The 19,245-nt window shown below is 49.1% G+C and carries 24 protein-coding genes and 3 tRNA genes; 7 read left to right on the forward strand and 20 right to left on the reverse strand.

What is annotated here, in order from left to right:
- Nucleotides 1–28 precede the first annotated feature (28 nt).
- The 4 genes from D6M16_RS05530 (at nucleotide 29) to D6M16_RS05545 (ending at nucleotide 756) form a co-directional block, all read left to right on the forward strand.
- A complete protein-coding gene (locus D6M16_RS05530; protein WP_120510928.1) occupies nucleotides 29–289 on the forward strand; it encodes a DUF5062 family protein in 261 nt (86 codons plus the stop codon).
- 162 nt (nucleotides 290–451) lie between these two features.
- A tRNA-Val gene (locus D6M16_RS05535) sits at nucleotides 452–528 on the forward strand.
- Nucleotides 529–556: 28 nt separating this feature from the next.
- Nucleotides 557–633, forward strand: a tRNA-Val gene (locus D6M16_RS05540).
- Between the two features lie 46 nt (nucleotides 634–679).
- Nucleotides 680–756, forward strand: a tRNA-Val gene (locus tag D6M16_RS05545).
- Nucleotides 757–908: 152 nt separating this feature from the next.
- On the opposite strand, the gene D6M16_RS05550 is transcribed toward D6M16_RS05545, so the two are convergent.
- The 12 genes from D6M16_RS05550 to D6M16_RS05615 all read right to left on the reverse strand — a co-directional run bounded on the left by D6M16_RS05550 (nucleotide 909) and on the right by D6M16_RS05615 (nucleotide 9,636).
- Entirely contained in the window at nucleotides 909–2,087 is a 1,179-nt protein-coding gene (locus D6M16_RS05550; RefSeq protein WP_120510929.1) for a site-specific integrase, read from the reverse strand.
- 551 nt (nucleotides 2,088–2,638) lie between these two features.
- A complete protein-coding gene (locus tag D6M16_RS05560) occupies nucleotides 2,639–3,256 on the reverse strand; it encodes an HNH endonuclease signature motif containing protein (protein WP_120510931.1) in 618 nt (205 codons plus the stop codon).
- On the reverse strand, nucleotides 3,249–3,485 hold the full coding sequence (locus D6M16_RS05565; protein ID WP_120510932.1) for a hypothetical protein: 237 nt from the start codon (nucleotides 3,483–3,485) through the stop codon (nucleotides 3,249–3,251). Before D6M16_RS05565 ends, D6M16_RS05560 begins: the two co-directional genes overlap by 8 nt.
- A gap of 21 nt (nucleotides 3,486–3,506) precedes the next feature.
- Entirely contained in the window at nucleotides 3,507–3,749 is a 243-nt protein-coding gene (locus tag D6M16_RS05570; protein WP_120510933.1) for a hypothetical protein, read from the reverse strand.
- 22 nt (nucleotides 3,750–3,771) lie between these two features.
- Nucleotides 3,772–4,272, reverse strand: a complete 501-nt coding sequence (locus tag D6M16_RS05575; RefSeq protein WP_120510934.1) for a PadR family transcriptional regulator — start codon at nucleotides 4,270–4,272, stop codon at nucleotides 3,772–3,774.
- 10 nt (nucleotides 4,273–4,282) lie between these two features.
- Complete coding sequence (locus D6M16_RS05580; RefSeq protein WP_120510935.1) at nucleotides 4,283–7,042, reverse strand: toprim domain-containing protein; 2,760 nt, start codon at nucleotides 7,040–7,042, stop codon at nucleotides 4,283–4,285.
- Between the two features lie 239 nt (nucleotides 7,043–7,281).
- Nucleotides 7,282–7,569: a hypothetical protein gene (locus D6M16_RS05590; RefSeq protein WP_120510937.1), complete on the reverse strand. Its 288-nt coding sequence runs from the start codon at nucleotides 7,567–7,569 to the stop codon at nucleotides 7,282–7,284.
- Nucleotides 7,570–7,571: 2 nt separating this feature from the next.
- The gene (locus tag D6M16_RS05595; RefSeq protein WP_120510938.1) at nucleotides 7,572–7,874 is read right to left on the reverse strand and encodes a hypothetical protein; all 303 of its coding nucleotides are present in this window, start codon (nucleotides 7,872–7,874) and stop codon (nucleotides 7,572–7,574) included.
- On the reverse strand, nucleotides 7,871–8,092 hold the full coding sequence (locus D6M16_RS05600) for a hypothetical protein (protein ID WP_120510939.1): 222 nt from the start codon (nucleotides 8,090–8,092) through the stop codon (nucleotides 7,871–7,873). Before D6M16_RS05600 ends, D6M16_RS05595 begins: the two co-directional genes overlap by 4 nt.
- A complete protein-coding gene (locus tag D6M16_RS05605; RefSeq protein ID WP_120510940.1) occupies nucleotides 8,080–8,754 on the reverse strand; it encodes a tyrosine-type recombinase/integrase in 675 nt (224 codons plus the stop codon). Before D6M16_RS05605 ends, D6M16_RS05600 begins: the two co-directional genes overlap by 13 nt.
- A gap of 26 nt (nucleotides 8,755–8,780) precedes the next feature.
- Entirely contained in the window at nucleotides 8,781–9,266 is a 486-nt protein-coding gene (locus D6M16_RS05610) for a phage regulatory CII family protein (protein WP_240435528.1), read from the reverse strand.
- Between the two features lie 181 nt (nucleotides 9,267–9,447).
- Nucleotides 9,448–9,636, reverse strand: a complete 189-nt coding sequence (locus tag D6M16_RS05615) for a hypothetical protein (RefSeq protein WP_120510941.1) — start codon at nucleotides 9,634–9,636, stop codon at nucleotides 9,448–9,450.
- A 130-nt stretch (nucleotides 9,637–9,766) separates the two neighbouring features.
- On the opposite strand from D6M16_RS05615, the gene D6M16_RS05620 reads away from it, so the two are divergent.
- The 3 genes from D6M16_RS05620 (at nucleotide 9,767) to D6M16_RS05630 (ending at nucleotide 11,848) form a co-directional block, all read left to right on the forward strand.
- Nucleotides 9,767–10,591, forward strand: a complete 825-nt coding sequence (locus D6M16_RS05620) for a helix-turn-helix domain-containing protein (protein WP_120510942.1) — start codon at nucleotides 9,767–9,769, stop codon at nucleotides 10,589–10,591.
- Between the two features lie 316 nt (nucleotides 10,592–10,907).
- Nucleotides 10,908–11,222, forward strand: coding sequence for a helix-turn-helix transcriptional regulator (locus D6M16_RS05625; RefSeq protein ID WP_162940937.1), 315 nt, complete (start codon nucleotides 10,908–10,910; stop codon nucleotides 11,220–11,222).
- Nucleotides 11,223–11,278: 56 nt separating this feature from the next.
- Nucleotides 11,279–11,848: a Pycsar system effector family protein gene (locus tag D6M16_RS05630; RefSeq protein ID WP_120510944.1), complete on the forward strand. Its 570-nt coding sequence runs from the start codon at nucleotides 11,279–11,281 to the stop codon at nucleotides 11,846–11,848.
- Between the two features lie 19 nt (nucleotides 11,849–11,867).
- Here the strand turns inward: D6M16_RS05630 and D6M16_RS05635 are convergent, their stop codons facing one another.
- Genes D6M16_RS05635 through D6M16_RS05670 form a run of 8 tightly spaced genes read right to left on the reverse strand, consistent with a single transcriptional unit; the run spans nucleotide 11,868 to nucleotide 19,181 of the window.
- Complete coding sequence (locus D6M16_RS05635; protein WP_120510945.1) at nucleotides 11,868–13,259, reverse strand: nucleotide-binding domain-containing protein; 1,392 nt, start codon at nucleotides 13,257–13,259, stop codon at nucleotides 11,868–11,870.
- A 60-nt stretch (nucleotides 13,260–13,319) separates the two neighbouring features.
- On the reverse strand, nucleotides 13,320–14,333 hold the full coding sequence (locus tag D6M16_RS05640; protein WP_120510946.1) for a phage late control D family protein: 1,014 nt from the start codon (nucleotides 14,331–14,333) through the stop codon (nucleotides 13,320–13,322).
- The gene (locus D6M16_RS05645; protein WP_120510947.1) at nucleotides 14,324–14,530 is read right to left on the reverse strand and encodes a tail protein X; all 207 of its coding nucleotides are present in this window, start codon (nucleotides 14,528–14,530) and stop codon (nucleotides 14,324–14,326) included. Before D6M16_RS05645 ends, D6M16_RS05640 begins: the two co-directional genes overlap by 10 nt.
- Complete coding sequence (locus tag D6M16_RS05650; protein ID WP_120510948.1) at nucleotides 14,527–14,922, reverse strand: phage tail protein; 396 nt, start codon at nucleotides 14,920–14,922, stop codon at nucleotides 14,527–14,529. Before D6M16_RS05650 ends, D6M16_RS05645 begins: the two co-directional genes overlap by 4 nt.
- 8 nt (nucleotides 14,923–14,930) lie before the next feature.
- Entirely contained in the window at nucleotides 14,931–17,042 is a 2,112-nt protein-coding gene (locus D6M16_RS05655; protein ID WP_120510949.1) for a phage tail tape measure protein, read from the reverse strand.
- 52 nt (nucleotides 17,043–17,094) lie between these two features.
- The gene (locus D6M16_RS05660; protein WP_120510950.1) at nucleotides 17,095–17,487 is read right to left on the reverse strand and encodes a phage tail assembly protein; all 393 of its coding nucleotides are present in this window, start codon (nucleotides 17,485–17,487) and stop codon (nucleotides 17,095–17,097) included.
- An 8-nt stretch (nucleotides 17,488–17,495) separates the two neighbouring features.
- The gene (locus D6M16_RS05665; RefSeq protein ID WP_120510951.1) at nucleotides 17,496–18,011 is read right to left on the reverse strand and encodes a phage major tail tube protein; all 516 of its coding nucleotides are present in this window, start codon (nucleotides 18,009–18,011) and stop codon (nucleotides 17,496–17,498) included.
- Nucleotides 18,012–18,020: 9 nt separating this feature from the next.
- A complete protein-coding gene (locus D6M16_RS05670) occupies nucleotides 18,021–19,181 on the reverse strand; it encodes a phage tail sheath C-terminal domain-containing protein (protein ID WP_120510952.1) in 1,161 nt (386 codons plus the stop codon).
- Nucleotides 19,182–19,245: the final 64 nt, after the last annotated feature.

A 19,245-nucleotide genomic window follows, 5' to 3' on the forward strand; every position in this document is an offset into this window, starting at 1 on the left:
GCAGGTCAACGTCAGGGAACGAGATACAATGAAAAAAATCAAAAACGAGCAAAAGCTGATTAAGAAAGCCATGGAAATAGGGATCGCCTTTGCCAAAAAACAGGGTTATGAAGACTTCGCCAAAGGCATTTCAGATAAAGAAAAAGTCGAATGTATCTACCGATTGTTGGTAGATGTTAAGCAGATCACCCCGCTCTCACCTGATCAGGAAGACGGCCCCAACATGAAACACAAACTGGCTATCTGGATCTCCCGCTTACTGCCGCCGGATCATGAGCTTTTGCAATAATTTTTACCCTGAAAACAATCACTCAGTGCCTGATTCAGCGTCAGGCAGTACAAGTAACAATCAAACAGTCACGAAAAATAAAAAAAGCCAACTCAAACACTTGCGCGAGTGGGTCTGAGTCGCTAATATTCACCCCGTTCTCAGGCAGGACGATTAAATGATACGACCGTAGCTCAGCTGGTTAGAGCACCACCTTGACATGGTGGGGGTCGGTGGTTCGAGTCCACTCGGTCGTACCAAATCCTGCATTAGAATAACTTAAAATTTGCGTCTGTAGCTCAGCTGGTTAGAGTATCGCCTTGACATGGCGGGGGTCGGTGGTTCGAGTCCACTCAGACGCACCAAATTTTTTCAATATGCTAAAGCGTGTTGAAGCAAAAACTGAATAAAGCGTCTGTAGCTCAGCTGGTTAGAGTATCGCCTTGACATGGCGGGGGTCGGTGGTTCGAGTCCACTCAGACGCACCATACAGAGAAGCCCGTTCGAAAGAACGGGCTTTTTCTTTGCCTCAAATTCAGGAAGTACCAGGTCACCCTTCTGTTTTCGCATGAAAAAAAATAGGGGTAAACCTCCCGATTTACCCCTCTCAAAAATCGCCGGTTCCAAAATGGTTCCAAAACTATTTTGGAACCGGGCTGCGAATCCCTATCTCACCAGCCGGAACCTGCACCCATTTTTCATGTCCTTCTTTGTACACTTTTGTGCTTCTGGCATCTGAATGTGCGGCTCTTGCCTGAGGGTCATAACCTGCTTTATCGAACAAATGAATACTCAACCCACGCACTTCATGAAATGTCGGACGTTCGGTTTTATCCAGATGTTTCTTCACCCCTGCCAGATCCCGGTAATGTGAAAATTTTCTGCTCAAGAATTTTCGGTTCACCTGAGTCAGATGCTCACAATATTTACTCACTTCATTACTAATCTTCTCTGGCATTCGGTGGACAACATATGCAGAAGCAATATTGTCTTTACTATCATCGATGATTTTCTTGAGTGACAACGTCACGGGAATCATGACCCTGCTAGATTCCTTCTTCTTTACTTTCTGGCGATGAATCTTCAAATATCCAAACACCTGAACACCATTTTCATCAGCAGGCTCTTCGAGCCATTCAATGTGGTCATACCGTACAGAACAGATTTCAAGCGCTGCATGCGTGGTTTCCAGGGACAGGTCCATTGCACAGCGAAGCCAGGGAGGTGCGATTCGCCAAATAGCCTTATATTCCTCCAATGTGAGCCTTTGCCGCCGTTTACTTTCGAGCGGTTTCCGTTTCTTCCGCTTTGCCGGGTTCTCCAGCATCACGCTGTCATCAACCGCATAGTCGAACACTTTCACCATCACAGATATCCAGCGGTTATAAACCTCATTGGATTTGCCCTCAGCAAGCGTTTCAAGCACATGATTCACATCATGCAGATCGAGCACCATGCCAGGCTTATTCCCAATGACTTCCGCTAGCCGGCAGACCCGTGAAACGAAGTATTTATAGGTTTCCTCAGATGGGTTCTCTTCTTCCTTGTAGCGTTTGATAACCCGCTTTAAGTACTGAGAAAATGGCACCAGGCCCTTCTTTCTTTTAGTACTGACCAGGCTTGGGTTCACTTCGTGGGTAATCTCAGGATCAATCCGGTAGGTCGCGTTGTATCGGCGGGCTAAAGCAACAGCTCTCGATCTCTCTTTTCCAAGTGATTTCCAGGTATTGTCGATGCGGCGGAACACATAGCCTTTCTCGCCTTTGTGATAGAGACCTTCGGGAAGGTCTCTAAACTTCTTATTTCGTGGACGGGGCACGGTCACCTCTTTATTTCTTAATGGCTTAGCAGGTCATCTAAAAATTCATCACCTGTTGCGTCTTTCTCTCGGTCTAGGTCAACGTAATAACAGCGCCCTATCCGTTTCCCTGGCAACGTGCCCAAATCGATCTCCCTACGGCAAACACTGACACTTGGTGCCTGACCATCCGGAAACCGCATTTTTCGCCATTCATTCAATTTAACCAACATGATGAGTCGCTCCTATGCAGGGAAAAATAGGTTTCGGGGGGAGAGGGATCCGAAATAACCTGTGGAACCGTGGATGTCCCATAAAACCAAATAAAAAACATTGATTTACCGTCCATGAGTTACTTAATTTGAAGTCTTTTTCTTTTGATTCAACCTGTGGATCCACGTGAATCATGGTATTTGAGAAACCAAACCGGCTTCGTTCAATCAGTCTTTTCAATTTCATCATGACCTCAACTTTGCTGTTGCCGCAGCAATCTGAGTAGGAAGCTGCCCTCTTACGAAGGCAGCAGTTGTGTGAGCCGAAAGCATAGTTTTGCCTTCTGAACCAAGGTTTGCCTAACCTTTCCTTGACGCCTGAAACGCGGCGACTTCCAGTTTTGAGATCAACCGTCCGGTCTCCATCAGTTCAGCTGGCAACTTGGCCACCTCGTTCTGATTCATCCGCAGATTCACAGCCTGGGAAACACATTCAAGATTACTCAATTCACAGTTTGTCTTGTCCCCGTCTTTGAACCGGAGAATATGACCTTTAGGTACTGGGCCATGTGCCTGTTCCCAAACCACCAAGTGCTTGAATCTGTAACTGGTACTTGCGCCGGTGTATGGATTTACCTGATCGGTTTTAATCAACACATAGCCATCTTTCGAGCAAATTCTTTCATGGCCAACTGGCTTGAAGTTCTTCGGTTTCACTCCAGGTTTGAAACACCCTGAATTAGGTTTCACCGCCCCTTTCGTGCCCGTATTCCAAGGCTTAGCACCTTTTTCAAAGCAGCCTGTTCTGCCTGTAAGGAAACCATACCTTTTGCAATAAGCTGAGATTGCCGGCCGACTGAGCGCTGTTCCAAACTCCTGATTAAACATGTCCGTCAGTTCCTGGTGAGGAAGTGCTGAATTCAGCCGAATGAACTCCCGCTGAGCCTCTGTATACTGGTGACATTGACCCTTAGGCATTCTGTTTATCCTCCATCATCGGGACTTCATATTTACCGGCATATTCAGCTTTGAACTTCGCGCCATCCAGCACGAGCTGAGCATTACTGACAATCTGATTCGAGATCTGCGTAATGGCCTTACTGCGCTCGATTTCACTCCTCAGATCTTCCTGCGTTAATGACTCGTCGCTCAAACGTTCCATTTGCGCAAATAGGTGATTGTTCAGATCAACAAGTTGATTTTTCATCGTGTTACCTTCATCGGTTTATTAACAATGGTGATTGAGCACTTTAACTGTCACATCCAAGTGCAGTGATGAGATTCCAAGCTTCACTGCCAAACGCTTACGGTTGGACGCATCGAGATTGATCGCGCTTGCAAGCGTTTCATATTTGCTTTCATGGCCACGCATGATGGCTTTCTTACCTTCGATGTATTCCTTATCCAGCCCAGCCTCCTGATAAACTTCAGAAATCAGGGTGGCAATGTGGTTGAGTGGTTTCTTTGGCATACTGCCCTCCTTCGTATTCGAGTTATGCTGCTTGCGTTAAGCCGGATGCAAATGCTCTGACGACGCCTTGGCACCACTGAGCATCTGCTTCCAGCAAACGCTTTTCACGATCCAGCGATAGCAGTAACAAAGCATCGGTGCATGAAGTGCGCTCAGCTTCAATTGCTGCAATTCGCTGTTCGATTTCTGATTTCATACTCTGGTAATAGCCAGGCTGTTTCAAAAACAGCATTGCACTGGCATCGTCCTGAAGTTTTCTGATTGCCGGTTGCAGGCCTTCAGCGTCTGCCAAAACTTTTCTGCCGGCTTCCGTCAGGCTGTACACTTTCTTATCTGGTTTGCCCTGTTGCAGCACTTCTTCGATGCTGACACAGCCAGATGCCTCCAACCGGGCCAACTCCCGGTACACCTGCTGATGAGATGCTTTCCATGGTGAATGTTGAATCAGCTTCGTAATGTCATAGCCTGTATGACAATGGTTCTTCAGTTGACTGAGTAATACGATTTGCAGATTACTGATCATCTTTGTTTCCTCATGGTTGGTTAACTTGCTGCTCCTGAACATTTTCAGGGATTCCCGGGTACAACCCGAATTCGCGAAGGTTCTCGACACCTAAAGCAACGAGATTAGAAACACGCTTGGTATTAATTGTTTTTTCACAAGGCTCTTTCAAAATGACGCCTGCATTTTTCAGCTGCCGTTTCAGTACCCGGTCTGACTTCACAGGTAAGCTGTCAAATGTCTGTTTCAGTGCTGGCGTCTGGCTGAGTTGCTGCATCATATGACTCGTCCGAATCAACAGGCACAGTTCTCCGTCCATCCAGTCAAAAAGATATGGATAGCGATACTGGCCAGAATCAATCTCACCCAAAATGACATGAAGAATCCAAACCCATGGTTCTCTTGTCGCATTGGTTTCACTGACATGAGAGTTCATCTCTGAAACCAGGTGCGATACAAATTTGCCATACTTGGAGGACACACCGGTGAACTGACACAGCAGCTTCCATGCAAGTAATACGCAGCTGTAATTCTCAATCATGCGTTCTGCAGTACTATCGCTATTTACCGAGCTGCGCTTTGTTTTCATGTACTCCAGACATTCAGTGAAGTGCTGACGCATTTCCTGACGGGTAAATGACGTCAGAAACTGAATCCACTCTTTCACCGGAAATCTCGGCAAATCCTCAGGCAGCAATTCGCCTTTTCTGTTCGATAAATCAGACCGAATCAATTTGCCCTGCAGGCTTTGAACGGGAACATCTTCTCCCGCCAGCAATACCGGTGCAACACAGAGGAACTCAGTCATCTCTGAGCTGCGTTTCGATGTGGTGTACTGGTAGCTTTCCTGCAGTAAGGCAACAGCCCTATCAATCGTTTTCTGTTCCTGCGCACTGATTTCTTCCCACCCAACCGGGTGTGAGGTATGCCCGATTGACGTTACCAATCGAAATTCAGACTTCATGCTCTGGCTGGAAAGCATGGTGAAACCTATGCTTCTCTCAATCCGCTTAATCAGTGTCGACTTACCTGCTCCCTTATCCGCCTGAAGCGTGAAGTGCGGCCAGAAGCCCAGAAACGTTTTAATATGACATCCCAACCCCCAAACCAACGGAATCAATCCAGCGCTTTGTTTGAACGTCTTGCTGTACGCTTCGATGACCGTCTTGCCATCACTAGGGTGGCCAGAAATGAAGCGCAGGTTGTAATAAGGGCATTGCTGCTTGGGGTTCGTAAAGTAACAATCCGGGCCTTCATTAAAGATTGGTTTGCCTTCATGCCAGGCGAGGCCTACAAAGTTCACGGCTGAACGCGCGCCAATCTTGGTGGCCCTTTCCAGTATTGAAATCATCCGGCTGAATTTTCCCGGGTTAAAAATTCCCCCGCCAACACGGCGCCAGACATCAATGTTATAAAGCTGCTCCCTTTCAAGAATGAAACGAGTCAGTTCATAAGGTGAATCCGGCGTCTGAATTGAAGCTGAGTACACCTTATGGGCTTGCAGATCTTTCTCCCCAGTCATCGCTGCATTTGCAGAAGAAATCGTTACCTTCGAAAGCCCGGCGATTCTGAAGCTGCATACGTCCTGAGGGATCTGTTGCTCCCCCTCTTCCTCGTTCTGAACAATCTTCAGAAAGCTCGTGAAGTCCTGCTTTGTCCGGAACAACCCATACATATACTGGTCATGTTCAGGCAGAGGCAGACGCTTCACTCTGCCAGCAATGAACTTTCCTTCCTGCCCATAAACCAGCCATTGCTCCAGTCGCAATAAAGCGAACTTGGTTTCCTGGGGGCCGTGTTTTCTCAGGTAATCGTTCAGATCGTTCACATCCTCCCATTGAGGAGTATCCTGCCGGACCAGAAAACACGGTATATTCAGTGCAGTACACGCTTCATGGACCAGCCATGCGGCTTCCGGCCCCGGACGGTGCCCTTTGCGAGGTCCATCCTTAATCGGCGCATCATTGTCGAAACAACACACCACTTTCTTCCCTGCCAGAAAGCGCCAGTTAATGTCTTCCACCGCCAGCCCGCGGGTCGCAATTGCCGTTGTTGTGCCTTTACCTGTCCCCTCCGGATCAAATGCCGCCACTGCAGAAATGGCATTGATTGGAGATTCAACAACATAAACAGTTTTGGCTCTGCGCAGAGCCATTGCATCTGGAATATAGGGGTATCCACGCTTCTCTCCTTGCGCCTTGGTTTTCAGGTCTCCATTCAGTGACGGGTCAAAGTAGCGGTAATCAATCCCCATCACCTGTTTGCTCAAAACACAGCGAGCAGGGAAAGCAATAGCCGGGCCGCCATACCCTATTTCACCCGCGTTCTTCTTTGGATTTGTCCAGTCACTGAACCCAAACGCCCCACGCTTTTGCATCAGGTCTATCACCGGTGCAGGAATTTTGCGTTCATCAAACAAATAGCCCCGCGCATCATTCGCCACAGCGATCTGCTTTTCAGTCAGCCATTCCAGCTGTGACTTTTGCTGAGGCTGCTCTGGCGAGTCTGCCGGAATCCCGTATTCCTCATGAATCCAGCGCATTGCCTCGCTGGCATCTTCAGCACGGCCGCAATAAATCACCAGGTCGATACAGCTTCCCTTTTCCCCTGTGGTGTGGTCTTTCCACATCATGTGGCCAGCTTCTTTGGCAAAGAAAATGCTCACGCTCGGGTGCTTGTCTGTCCTGCCCGGTGCCCGGTAATTCCCATTCGGCTCAGGGCGTTCCATATCCAGCCGTTCAGCCAGATCGTGCAGGTCAATATCTCGTTTTAGCTTGTCTGCGGACGCCATACAGCGAACCTCCAATGTCTTGCAAATTCACCCCAACTTCTACGGGGCCAAATCGCGCCGATAACTGGCGCTTCAACTCGTTAAAATCGTCCGAACTCAATAACTCAGCTATCTCTGCGTGTTGGCTCTGAATGTGCTGCCAAACCAAGCGCTTCTTGTCGGTTGGTAATCTGCTCAAATTCACGCAGGGTGCCTGGAGCCGGCAAATGCACGGCTCCGGCCAGAAAGCTAAAGGGGATTTAAAGGCCATGAGCGATAATCCGCCGCAGCGATGCAGAAGCCACCCACAACTCATCGCTGAGCTGGCATCCATGAGTGATCCCCCGCTGAGTCACCAGTTCCGTCGGAATCTCGCTGATGCTGTCAGCATTCAGCACAAGGTGACCTTGTTGCTGCCAGTTACGCAGGATTTCTGCATGGTCGCTATCGAAAGCCGACAATGAAATAAACCCCTGATTCTTCACCAGCTGTTGCTCCAGCCGCATCAGGCAACGCTGCTCGGTTAGCGTCATTCGGGTTGCAAACATGATTAACGCTCCCCGCCCAAGTACTGAGCTGCTATGGCTTTATTCGGATACAGCTGATGGCGTGCCCACACAGAGTGACGATTCAATATCGCCAGCATGTCCGACACAAACTCACGCGGTACCCCTTCATGTCGTGTCCAGCATCGAATCAAACCGGGATACTGGCCAAGCTCCCTTGCCACGTATTCATGCAGTTCGCGTTCTGTCGCTCTGCTATCAAACACATGCAGATTGATATTCCTTAACGCGGCATGCAGTGCCGCTCGCCTGAGTTCAACCACAATGGCTGAAAGTGACTTACTCATCGCCCTGCTCCTCTGCACAACGAATACACCGCAATCTGCTGAAACTGATTCACCTGAATGCATCCCTGACCGATTGGATTTAACTGAACACTGCCGTCCGGTTGCCGGATAATCGCTGCCAGTGGTGCGATATCTGCCGGCGAACCTGAAACACTCACCAAATCACCACGTTTCAACCTTGCTGCAGCTCTATGCCCATCTAACATCAGTGAAAACATGTGCTAGCCTCCCTCATGGCTGATGCCAGTGATTCCTTATCCGGCATGGTGTAAATGGCTGTGGTCTTAATGTCTGAGTGGCCCAGCACCGCCTGTACACGTCGCAGCGCGTCCGGTGATGTTGCACGTTCCAGATACCGCTTCGCCCAGCAATGCCGCAGCCAGTGCGGCGTGCCTTCCGGTACTTCTGCAGCCCGGCACCAGAGTTTGAAGCGATGCTGAAAGCTCCGGCGACTCATACGCTGACGGTTCCGACTAAGAAACAACGGCCTTTCTCCTCGTGGAGTATCCCAGTCCCAGCCCTCACTCATTTCGCGGTGAATCCGCAGCAATTCACGCAGTGCTTCAGTCGCCGATCGGTTCAGGGAGACCGGATGCTTCTTCTGGCCTTTGGCATTCACACTGTCGAAAACCAGATACCCTTCATCCAGGCTCAGCTCTGCATCCAGAACCGTCAGGCCAATCATGGGTAAATCATGTTTGTTGGCCTTCTTCGGATCCGGCCCGGCCAGGACTCCCAAACGGACAGCGGTTTCCCGCATCAGCAGCATCCAGTAGTAGTCACGCTTCGCATAAATGCAGTCGGTTAATTTGATGGTTTTGAACAGGCGCTTTTCTTCCTGCTCGGTGAAATAATGTTCAAAAACGGTTTGATGACTCATGGCTTACCTCCGGGCTTCGCCTTCTGTTAATCCACAACCAGCGCACGCACGCGGCTTAGAAACTCCAGCGCTGCCGCGAAAGATTCCTGCAGAGCACGTTCAATGCGTTCGAACTCTTCACGCTGAATATCGCCATCTGCCAATGCTGCAGAAAGCTCGCGGTTTACATCGCCGACTTCGGCGTGCCAGTTACTGTATGAGTTCAGCAGTTCCAGATCGGAAATGGCTTGGTAATTCGCCAGGAAGTAAATGGAATGGTTCATCTCAGCGGCCAGTGCGCGCAGGATCTGCACATCGCCAGTGAGCTTCATTAAGGTGATCGCATCCATCAAACCAAGTTTGTGATGCTTCTGATTCGGATTGATTTCGTTGGCCAGCACGCCCGCCCGTTTGTTCAGCTGATGTTCTAACAAACAAGTGTTATTAAACTGGCGCAACGTTTCACGGCAGGCAATGACAACCTGCGGATAGCACGGTTCCTCACGCATGGGCGTGATAGATGAAATGGTCATATGACCTCCTGAGTTTAATTACGTTTTGTTTTTCAGGAGGCTGCGTTACACTTAACCGTAAGGATGAAATGGTGTGTGAGCCGTGAGCATAGAGGTTGCCGCCTCTGCTCATCATCTGACGGTTAGTTGTGTCACAGCTTCCCGGGCCCTTCCTGATTGCCGTTAGGAAGGGCTTTTCCTCTTAGTCTTTTTCGTTCAATGGCGGTAATCCCAGCTCCTCTTCCTGTCGCTCCACAGCTTTTCGCAACAAAATGCGAGCCATCTGTGCCAACTTACGCTCTTCTAACGTTGCCAAGCGCTCAACTCGCAACCTTAAATCAAGGTCACGGGTCGAAATAATGTCTGAATTCAGACCTCGAGTCGTTATCATGTACTTCACCCTATATGTTAAGATTCATTTATTGACTAAGACCACATAATAATCCAAATATGGATTTGTTATCAACGAAACCAATGATAGATCCAAAATTGAATCTAATCAAGCCGAAGAAGGTACAAAGATGAATGATTTTGTGTCGAACCTCGAATTTCTGCTTGCGGGACGAAAGCAAACTCCTTGGGGAAAAAGCTTAGGCTTCCCTAGCGCTACAATTTCCAGAATGTTTAATGGAGCTATTCCAGGAGACAAAGTCCTTTTCGCCATCAGACGATCAGAGAACGTCAACCTTGATTGGCTACTTACTGGTAAGGGACGTCCTTTCTACGTTGATCAAGTAAATACCGCTGAATCATTCTCTAAAACGGTTCACATCATGCTTGAAGATGAGCCACATTTAGACGTATATGTCTGTAGCTTAGGGGAGCGAACTATCCTTGTTTTTGATCAAGAAGGCACTTGGTCCCATGCAGGAAGTAACCCGATTCACGTACACTTCCTTGAAGTCCTCGTCGGCCCAGGTAGTAAAGAACTTGCCGCGGTATTGCGAAACTTCCCACACCGCGAGCAAATCAAGATTCCACTGCTCTCTCCGGAAGATGAGGAATCCATCGCAACCGGACAGGTTGGAACCTATCGCCTTTTCGACAGTGAAGATGCATTGCTGGCCAACCATAGACCGGCGAAAGACTCCGATCTGCAGTTTTATTCCCCAGAGACAGCAGGTACAACCAAACCTGCTGACGATGAACCTGTGAAGTTGGACCTAATGCGTACTATCGTCGCACTGGTAGAAGACTGTGCCATTGAGCTAGGTGAAAACCTCAATAGTGACCAAAAATCCCGAGTGATCACCGCAGTCTATCGTCAGGCCGATCGACTTGGTCTTCAACCTGAAGACTTAACGGCAGAGAACATCCGCACGGCCATCGACGTTGTTCGTGACTAATGCTTTCCTAACAACGAGGTGAGATTTTACTTTTTTCTCCCTCGCTATCTCTTCCAGTACCTGAAATGCCAGAGCAATGACCTTCTCCTCTGGCATTCTCACCTGATTATCTCTCTTATCATTTTGTGTCATTTATAACCTAAGCCGTTCTTTTTATTCTATATCCCTATGATGCGACGTGATTTTACCGCTACGCTCACGCGGATGAAGTGCCAGACGACACATATACCGAATCTGTAGACGGTTGAGTTACGCGCAGAGACAGTTTCGCTCAAAACGCACAAAGCCCGTCTCAGCCTGTATGATGCGCCGCAAAATGATGAAAGACCGTTTGAAACAGGCCAGGAAGGCAGCGGGGTTCTCGAGAGCAAAAGTCGCCCAGGCCATGCACAAATCACCCTATACGGTGAAAGCCTGGGAAACGACCGAGCGCAAACCGCGAACCATGCGAGAAGTAAAAAGGCTGTGTTCGTTGCTGAATATTCGTGTTGAGTGGTATTTGGCGGGCGAAGGCCCGATGCGACCTGTGAAAACTGAAGCCCGGGAACAGGAACTGTTAGCTCTGTTCTCAGAGCTAACCGATGAGCAGCAGGAGGCGGTGCTGGGGATGTTGAGGGTGATGAGAAAATAATGCTAAATTTCTGACCATATGATAACGTGTGATTATGGTCAGAACTGGAATATTACATGAACGAGAAAACATCTATTCTGTTTGAATCACTAAAACGTACAGATACATTTATTAACTCTGCTGATCTAAAAGCTTCTTTTACATTGGCTGCTGGAATTACTTTTCTGGGGATTTATGCAAGTATTTTCTACAACATCGCAACAAGCGATGAACTATCAATACCTGCGCCCTACTTACTATCAGTTCTGGGCTTAGTTTTAGTCCCATGGGTCATTTGGTTTATAAAAGTAAAGAAAGTATTCACTCCTAATGTAAAATCATCCACAAATAAGTCGATAATCTCATTTGCATCAATTATTCAAACTCACGAATCACTAGAAGAATTTAAACAGCATTATACAACAATCAAAGAACAAGATAATATATTTACACAAAGTGTGGAAAATGACTTACTAGAAAATCATTGGATTTGTTCTGATATATGCATGCAAAAGATGAACAGCTTCAAATCAAGCCTTACTTTCTTCTGGTTATCTTTAGTTTCTTCGCTTTTAGGCATCTCTTTACTTCTTTTTATTTCTCAAGTTAACCTTATTTTTGAACTCGCCATCATGCAAATGACATAAGGGGCCAAAGCCCCTTACTTTACTTAATGTAAACACCTATCACATCTTGAAACAAAATGAGATTTTTATGAGACTTTGGATAGACTTTTACTTCCATAGTATGCAAGCCTCTATAAGCAGTTTTTTCAATTTCCTCATGTTTACTCACAACAAAGTTATAACCATCAGGTTGATTAACCAACAACCTTTCCGAACTGCTATGAGCACCATCTTCATTTTTATCTCTTGCCTGCTTACCGTGGTTTGTCTTCGTAAATACTGCTATCAAGTCCCCATACGCTTGAATATCTTTACCTAAAACTTCAACTACAAACCTTAGATTCATTCCTTTTTCTAAGAAAAAAGATACAGAAGGGTAATCAGACCAAGGGGAATTATCATCCAATCTATATTGACAATAAAACCTAATAGAATCATTAATAATTAAATCTAATGCCGTACTGCTTCCTTTCTTTTCACTTTGAGAAAAAGGTAGCAGATATTGATAATCATCCATTCGCAGCAAACGGCAAATCCGATTCAGCTTTGTGCCATCGGATTTCTGCATGTTTGGTAAGATATACCTTTCCTCTTCCAAAACACCAGATTTCTCAACAATTTTTATTTCAGAATAGGCATCAGGGAAATCAATATGTTTCAGTATCCCTTGTCCCAACATCGCTGTATTTTTTTTTGCTTGACTCTGTGCCTTGGATGCTAAATCTACAGGTATACCTAACGCGGTAACTTCTGATGCTTGGCCATAACCATAGTTTGCCCAAATTATTTCATCATCATCACCAAAATCCAACCCAATTCTGACGCCCAACTTTATTTCATTCCCTGTTATTTCATTTAAACTCGGGAAAACATACTCAGAAAGTACAAACTTTAATGTTGACGCCGCATTGATTGCATTTGCAATCGCATCTTCAGATGAAGACTCCCTCCCACCAAAATAAGCCATCAATGCATCACCCATTAATCTATGAGGATAACCATCTAAAGAGCGAACCACATCTACGCAGGTTTGAAGAATCCTATTTTTTACCATATAGGTTTCTTCTAATGTCATTAATAAAGCTAGTCTTGAACTACGTTTTATATCTACAAACATTGTAACAATATTATGATGTTCAATATCTCCAGACTCTCTCAGCCTTTCGAAGTCTGGATGCGCTCCAACTTTGCTTGAATTTATCCCTGACTTACCAAAAAGTGGGCGTAGTAGTGATTGATATGTATATTCTGGAGGAGCAATAATATCTAATGACGATTTTAAAACATCTTGTGTGTCATGCTCAAAAAAGTGCTCAGATTCGTTTATAAAGCCTTCCAGGCCAGGAACAGTTTTTCTTCTTTTACTACTAAATTTCCTCGCAAAATCAGAGAAGTAACCATCTGTAATTGTTTTAAAAGTATTCTTGCTCACTTTGGCCTCTTATTCATTTTTTTGTCCCAATGCTATTAAGCATCAAAGCAAGCTGAATAGTCAACCTGTGGCATTTAATCTTGGTATCTTTGACATCCCCTTAGGCACCACAAAGCTTGCACTCTGCACATGGCCGTCCTGATCCAGTGTTTCGGTAACACTTTCGCACATCCATGCGCCGTTGAATTGTGGGCGCAAGTGGCCGCTGAGTAAGATGTTCCGCTCAGCCTGAAGGCCGGGGATAAAGGGGCTGTCGCTGATTTCGAGTTTGTATTCCGCACGCTGAGATTCATACAGGGCAGATTCTGCTGCCGCTTTGGCACTGGCCTCGTCCGGATAGGGTGTATTGAGCTGTTTGGCTTTCCCCTTGCTGTGGCCTACCCGCACCGTTTTTGTCTCCGCTGCATCCCCATCGTGCCACTTGGCGATCACTGCCTGATATTTCCCGGCGCCGCTGAGGGTAATTTCGGCTTTCACTTCATCGGTCAGGTGCAACGGCACTGCAGGCAGGGTTTTACCGCTGACGGTTTGATTATCGCCGCGGGGAAAGAAAATCAGCTTGCCCTTAGCCACTTTCATGGTGCCGTTGTGTTCCTTGGCAAGTTCGGTCAACAAATCCGCATCGCTCTGCCCGGTTTGTAAACGGTGCTCAATGTGAATGTCGCTGTAAGCCTCAGAGACAGCAGGCTGATAACCACAGCGGGACGCGACCGTCTCAACCAGCAACCTGAGGGAAACATTCTCCCAGGTAAAATCACGCTGATTCTTGAACTCCCCCGAGAGGTTGGCCGCATCACCAGACAGAATAATCAGGTTTTCAGGGCTGACCAGCTTTACCGAATTCACCGTGTACGTCCCACGGTCGTAGAGCCGGCCTTCCTGTTTTCCGGTTGCGATCTGCAGCTGGGCTTCTGTTTTGGGGAATGCAATTTTGCCATCATCGACCAGCGTCAGGCTGAAGCTGTCGCTGTTCCGGCCTGCTTCATCGGTGATGGTTAAACTGACGAACAGGGGCCGAATAATGTCGGTGATATCCTTGCCGTTGGCGACAATCTTGTAATTGGCTAATCCCACAGGCTGATCTCCTCCTCGGCTGTAGGTTCCTCAAGTTTGGGCAAATGAATCTCGACGCCTGCCTGCAACGGATGGGGCAAGGAAGATAAACCACGGTTTGCTGCCAGCACCGCTTCATAAGCACCAGGCAAACCGTTGTAGTAGCGATAGGCGATGTCATCAATCTGATCGCCGTCTTTGGTGATGTAGGTTGTCATGCCTGCTCCTGCGGATATTCTTTGATTTCAAGCGTGAATTCCACTTTACGGGCCACGCCTTTCATCCAGAGGTTTGATTTATCAACCTGCAGCTGGCGCACCGTCCAGAGCCCCCAGTCTTTGCCCTGCCCGTCTATCATGCGCAGGGGCTTGCCCTGATCGCCTTCGGCTTTCATCTTGTCGGTCTGTTCCAGTCCGCCCCGAAAATACGGATAAATCGTGCCCTGCAAACGAATGGAAGACAGATCCGCCCCCACATACTGAGAACGCGGCTTGCTGCCAGCGACATTGTGATCAGCCCAGCGCCAGCTGTGGGTTTCACTGATGCTTTGCAAAGCCGCGCTGTTGATTGAGAAACGGTATTCACCCAGAGCCATCATGACATCTGCCATGTCACCTCCTAATCTGAGAACGACGGGCCAGAGACACGGCCGGGCTGGTTGATTTTCTTGCTGAGGTCCATGACCATTTTTTCCAGTTTGGTGATCTGCTCGTCACTGACTTCGCCCTGAATGTTGAACACCGGCGCTAAAGTCACAGACTGATTTGATTGAACACTCGACGCAGTTTGAACGCCTGTGGGAGCAGGTGTCTGCTGGGCTTTTACGACAGCTTCACCAGGCTTGGCGTTATCACCGCCCATCCAGCTACCAACCATACGACCTAATGCACCGCCACCAAAGCCACCAATCACAGAACCGACAATGCCGCCAACGGCCGTACCAATACCCGGAATAATTGAACCAATCGCAGCCCCTGTCATGGCCCCTGCAGCCATACCGCCCATATTGCCAAGCGTGCCGCCAACGGTTTCTGTTTTCTGAGCGCCGGTTAAAGAGCTGTCCATCATGGTACTGCCGATGTCGGCGACACCCAGCAAGGCACCAAGGTACGGCAGCTTGCGAGCCGTCCCTTTCAGGAATGACATGCCCGCCGAACGGCCTGTGCCCCCCATGGGCCTTGTTCCCCGGCGTCGTCCTCGTCTTCGCCTGCGGTTTCCCTCTGAAGTTCCACCCATGCCTGAATCCGGCATATTAGTCACATAAACCTTAGAGACATCATCACCGGGTAAATCCGGGCTGTTTCCGCCGCCACCATCACCACCACGCCTGAACAACCCGGCAACACTCTTTCCCATTTGCCAGACTTTACGGCCTGCATAGGCTGCAGCCAATGCACTGCCCACACCTGTGGCAACTTTCAAAGTGGTTTCCAGCGTTTCCGGGTCAAGGCTGTTGATGGCATCAGCAAGGCCAGCAATCGGCCCAGCAAGGTTTTGATCGGCAAAACTCATCCAGGCAGTTTTCAGACTCACCATGGCAGCATTGGCGGTTTTCGCGGCTCTGGCTGAATCCTGAAGCACTGCGGAACCATCGCCATAGATGGCAAGGAAATCATCAAACTTAGCCCGACCATCACTGCCAGCAAGCGCCTGCATCAGTCGCATGGCTTCATCACCAAACAGCTCACCATATTGAGTGATATCCCCACTGGTGGTATCCATGATTTCCTTCAGTAACGTCGGGATATCACGAAACTTCTTTTCTCCCCGAGCGAGTGCATCTTCATCAAAGACCTGAATGCCAAGCGCTTCGATGTCCTCGTAATTTGAGCGGATATCAGCCAGAACAGATTCCATTGAGCTGGCAGCTTCTGCCGCTGAGCCGGAACCCATCCGGGAGATCTGCAGCAGCGCCCCCATTTCCTGCACAGCCTTGGGGCCAGAACGTCCCATCGCAGCATATGCTGCCGACACAGCCGCACCTTCTGCTGCCAGGTTCTGCAAGGTGAATGCACCGGCTTTACCCTGAACGACCAGCGTGTCGATGGCTTTCAAAACATCGTCGCTGTTCTTGAGGCCAAACTTCGTTGACATGTCAGCAAACATCTCACCGACATCCAGGCCTGCTGCACCCGTTGCCTGCATCACCCGACCGATGTTGGCCATGTTTTCACGGGCAAACTCGAGATCACCGGTTTTCTCCACAATCTTTTCGACTGCGGCCAGCATCTCACCCTGATCAACCCGAATATCGCTTTGCTGAGCAGTGGCAAACATCTCCTGCCGCAGTTTGGTCATTTCATCGCGGGATTTACCCGCCTGAATGCCCAGCCGCTCATAACGTTCTTCAAGGCCCATCACAGCCATGGCTGAACCGGCACCCGCCACACCTGTTGCAATCCCCGTCCATTGGTTGCCTAGCCCGTCCAGCTTTTCGCCAGCCTTATCCAGACTGGCCCTGAGCAGCTGGTTATTCCGGATTGCACTGCCAATGTCCCGGGTATATCTCCGGACACCTGCGCCGGCACGGCCAAACATACGCCCCATACGGCCAACCTGAGAACCGGTCTGATTGCTTTCCCGGCCAACACGTCGCGTATATTGGCTGAGTTCCCGCGCACCGCGGCCAAGACGTCGGTTTTGCTGCTCAACCTGGCTAAAAGCCCGGGAGACGCTGCCATCTACCCGGGCTTCTACACCAATGCCGACAGATTGTGTGTTATCTGCCATTGCATCCCCTTTTAATCATCATCTGCCTGCTTCGTCAGCTCGCTACAGTCATTCAGCCAGTCGTGGAGTTCTGCAATACTGAGGCTTCTGAGCTCTGAGAGTGAGGCGCCACTGAACCGGGAAACAGCAAGGCACATTTGGCGGCATACTGTGGCACTGGCAACAAAAAACAGTCGTAGGCTCTCCCTAACTGGCTGTAGTCATAGAAAGCCAGTGAACCAATGTACTCCCGGGTTGTGCCGGTCAGGTTCGCAAACAGATGTGCTTCCGCCTCGGCTTCATCCACATGCTTGCTGCCATCCGCCAGAATGCGTGATCCAAGCTGCTGTGAGTGAATCACATCGTTGGTAGTCGGCGGCCGCATGATGAGTTCGGTCTGGGGTTTGTCATCAAAAGGCTTCGCTTCCTGAAGCGTTACCCGGATGGGTTGGTATTGATTGGTCATAACTTTCCTTACAAGCCCAGTGCTGCATTAATGCCGGCACGACGGTCGACACCGCCGATCACTTCTTTTCCTGAAATCAGGTCGATATCAATCAGCACTTCACCGTTGTATTCCATCTTGAACTGCGTCCAGGTGATCTTGCAGGGCACTTCTGTGAGCTTTTTACGCTCCAGATCGCCCAGTTCCAGACCAATCACCCGGCCATACACCTGCACTTTGAACTTATCGACCTGAGAACCTGCGCCCTTATAAGCAGCGCGGAAAGTAAATGGCTTTTCATCGCCGTTGGTCAGGCCAAACATCTTGATCGTGCTTGGGTTCGGTTCTGCCAGCGTGACTTCAAGGTCATCGGTTTCAATTGCGCCCATATCAATTTTGATGGCGCCGACCATGCCCCCGGCAATGTATTCTTCAACCACCCGATTCAGCGGTGGCAGCTTCACTTTAGAGACCAACCCAATCAGCCCGATACCATCCTGGTACCAGGCATAATCGACCAGCATTTTCGGTGCTCTGCGTTCCATGGCCGTTCCTTACTTGAAAATGACGTCTGCGTAGTCATTGGTGAAATGGCTCGTTACGTGAATCGCCTGCGCAATGCCAGGCGGTGTGAAGTCGTAATCGAGATAGAAATTCCCCGCAATAATGGAGTCTGGCGGGTTGAGGTCAGGGTCTGCCCAAGCAGTGGCGCCATACATGTGCCCTGCCCGGGTTTCGCCATCAAGGAAGTTCTGAACCGACTCCGTCACATCTTCGACGAAGGTCGCCAGAATCTTGCGGTCCCGGGCCCACTTCAGGCCAAGGGTGATGGCATCGAGCACCATGTCATTCACTCGCACATGCGAATTGAACTGCCATTTCGGGTCGTCACTACAACTGAGGTTACCCCAGGTGCGCAGGCCTTCATCCATGATCACTGTGGTGATCTGGTTTTCATTGAGCAGGTGCGCCATGCAATTGGTGTCGCCATCGACATAATCAATCGGGAATTCGGTCCCGAGCGCGCCATTGATTCGACGATTTGAAATCGATGCGCTGTAGCCGTGGTTCGGATCTTGGTCTTTCTGAATCTCAATCCCCAGTGCATAAGCCGACATGGGAACCAATTTATCCAGTGCGTTGCGAACCCGTGGCCAGAACAGCTCAAGGCGACGATCGCCCCACAGCTGACGATATGCCACGGCAGATTCATAGGTGCTGCCGGGACAGTCCGCAAAGACTTTACAGCGCAGCCGGGTCGCAACAGGTAACAACTTGGTCAGAACCGACTGGCTGTGTGTAAAGCCCGGGATTGCCAGCAGCCGCGGACGCCGCCCGGTCATGGCCTGAACATCCAGAATGGCTTCAATGCCAGATTTGGCACCGGTGGCCGGGTCCACACCGCCAATCACTTTGGTGATGGTTTCTGCTTCGGTTGCACCAGCTTCAACACGAATCACACAGATCGCGCAGCGCTTCTGGTCAAAAACAGCTTCCATCGCTGTTGGTAACGTACCGGCTTTGTTGCCAGCCATGTCGAGTTTGGCAAGTTTATGGACATCGCCCGGAATTAAAACCGGTTGATTAACTGGGAAAACAGAAGGGTCAGCATCCGGCGCCGTTCCCAACACCACCGCAAAGGAGGTGTCGGCCATGAGCATGGGCCTTACACCACCCTCATCCGTGCTTCCGAAAATGCCATGTTTGAACGCCATGGGTGAGTTCCTCTTTGATCAAAGAAAACACACCTTCAGCGGCTTTGTGTTTAGGGTAGTCAGG

The organism is Photobacterium salinisoli (assembly GCF_003614885.1).
Lineage (GTDB): Bacteria > Pseudomonadota > Gammaproteobacteria > Enterobacterales > Vibrionaceae > Photobacterium > Photobacterium salinisoli.

What these genes read in the sequence shown, in the direction of transcription:
- D6M16_RS05600 (WP_120510939.1), bottom strand. Translation starts at nt 8,092, where the DNA reads ATGTTTTCACTGATGTTAGATGGGCATAGAGCTGCAGCAAGGTTGAAA.
- D6M16_RS05615 (WP_120510941.1), bottom strand. Translation starts at nt 9,636, where the DNA reads ATGATAACGACTCGAGGTCTGAATTCAGACATTATTTCGACCCGTGAC.
- D6M16_RS05575 (WP_120510934.1), bottom strand. Translation starts at nt 4,272, where the DNA reads ATGATCAGTAATCTGCAAATCGTATTACTCAGTCAACTGAAGAACCAT.
- D6M16_RS05665 (WP_120510951.1), bottom strand. Translation starts at nt 18,011, where the DNA reads ATGGAACGCAGAGCACCGAAAATGCTGGTCGATTATGCCTGGTACCAG.
- D6M16_RS05580 (WP_120510935.1), bottom strand. Translation starts at nt 7,042, where the DNA reads ATGGCGTCCGCAGACAAGCTAAAACGAGATATTGACCTGCACGATCTG.
- D6M16_RS05630 (WP_120510944.1), top strand. Translation starts at nt 11,279, where the DNA reads ATGAACGAGAAAACATCTATTCTGTTTGAATCACTAAAACGTACAGAT.
- D6M16_RS05650 (WP_120510948.1), bottom strand. Translation starts at nt 14,922, where the DNA reads ATGGCAGATGTCATGATGGCTCTGGGTGAATACCGTTTCTCAATCAAC.
- D6M16_RS05670 (WP_120510952.1), bottom strand. Translation starts at nt 19,181, where the DNA reads ATGGCGTTCAAACATGGCATTTTCGGAAGCACGGATGAGGGTGGTGTA.
- D6M16_RS05645 (WP_120510947.1), bottom strand. Translation starts at nt 14,530, where the DNA reads ATGACAACCTACATCACCAAAGACGGCGATCAGATTGATGACATCGCC.
- D6M16_RS05570 (WP_120510933.1), bottom strand. Translation starts at nt 3,749, where the DNA reads ATGCCAAAGAAACCACTCAACCACATTGCCACCCTGATTTCTGAAGTT.
- D6M16_RS05595 (WP_120510938.1), bottom strand. Translation starts at nt 7,874, where the DNA reads ATGAGTAAGTCACTTTCAGCCATTGTGGTTGAACTCAGGCGAGCGGCA.
- D6M16_RS05590 (WP_120510937.1), bottom strand. Translation starts at nt 7,569, where the DNA reads ATGTTTGCAACCCGAATGACGCTAACCGAGCAGCGTTGCCTGATGCGG.
- D6M16_RS05620 (WP_120510942.1), top strand. Translation starts at nt 9,767, where the DNA reads ATGAATGATTTTGTGTCGAACCTCGAATTTCTGCTTGCGGGACGAAAG.
- D6M16_RS05530 (WP_120510928.1), top strand. Translation starts at nt 29, where the DNA reads ATGAAAAAAATCAAAAACGAGCAAAAGCTGATTAAGAAAGCCATGGAA.
- D6M16_RS05625 (WP_162940937.1), top strand. Translation starts at nt 10,908, where the DNA reads ATGATGAAAGACCGTTTGAAACAGGCCAGGAAGGCAGCGGGGTTCTCG.
- D6M16_RS05660 (WP_120510950.1), bottom strand. Translation starts at nt 17,487, where the DNA reads ATGACCAATCAATACCAACCCATCCGGGTAACGCTTCAGGAAGCGAAG.
- D6M16_RS05655 (WP_120510949.1), bottom strand. Translation starts at nt 17,042, where the DNA reads ATGGCAGATAACACACAATCTGTCGGCATTGGTGTAGAAGCCCGGGTA.
- D6M16_RS05610 (WP_240435528.1), bottom strand. Translation starts at nt 9,266, where the DNA reads ATGACCATTTCATCTATCACGCCCATGCGTGAGGAACCGTGCTATCCG.
- D6M16_RS05560 (WP_120510931.1), bottom strand. Translation starts at nt 3,256, where the DNA reads ATGCCTAAGGGTCAATGTCACCAGTATACAGAGGCTCAGCGGGAGTTC.
- D6M16_RS05605 (WP_120510940.1), bottom strand. Translation starts at nt 8,754, where the DNA reads ATGAGTCATCAAACCGTTTTTGAACATTATTTCACCGAGCAGGAAGAA.
- D6M16_RS05565 (WP_120510932.1), bottom strand. Translation starts at nt 3,485, where the DNA reads ATGAAAAATCAACTTGTTGATCTGAACAATCACCTATTTGCGCAAATG.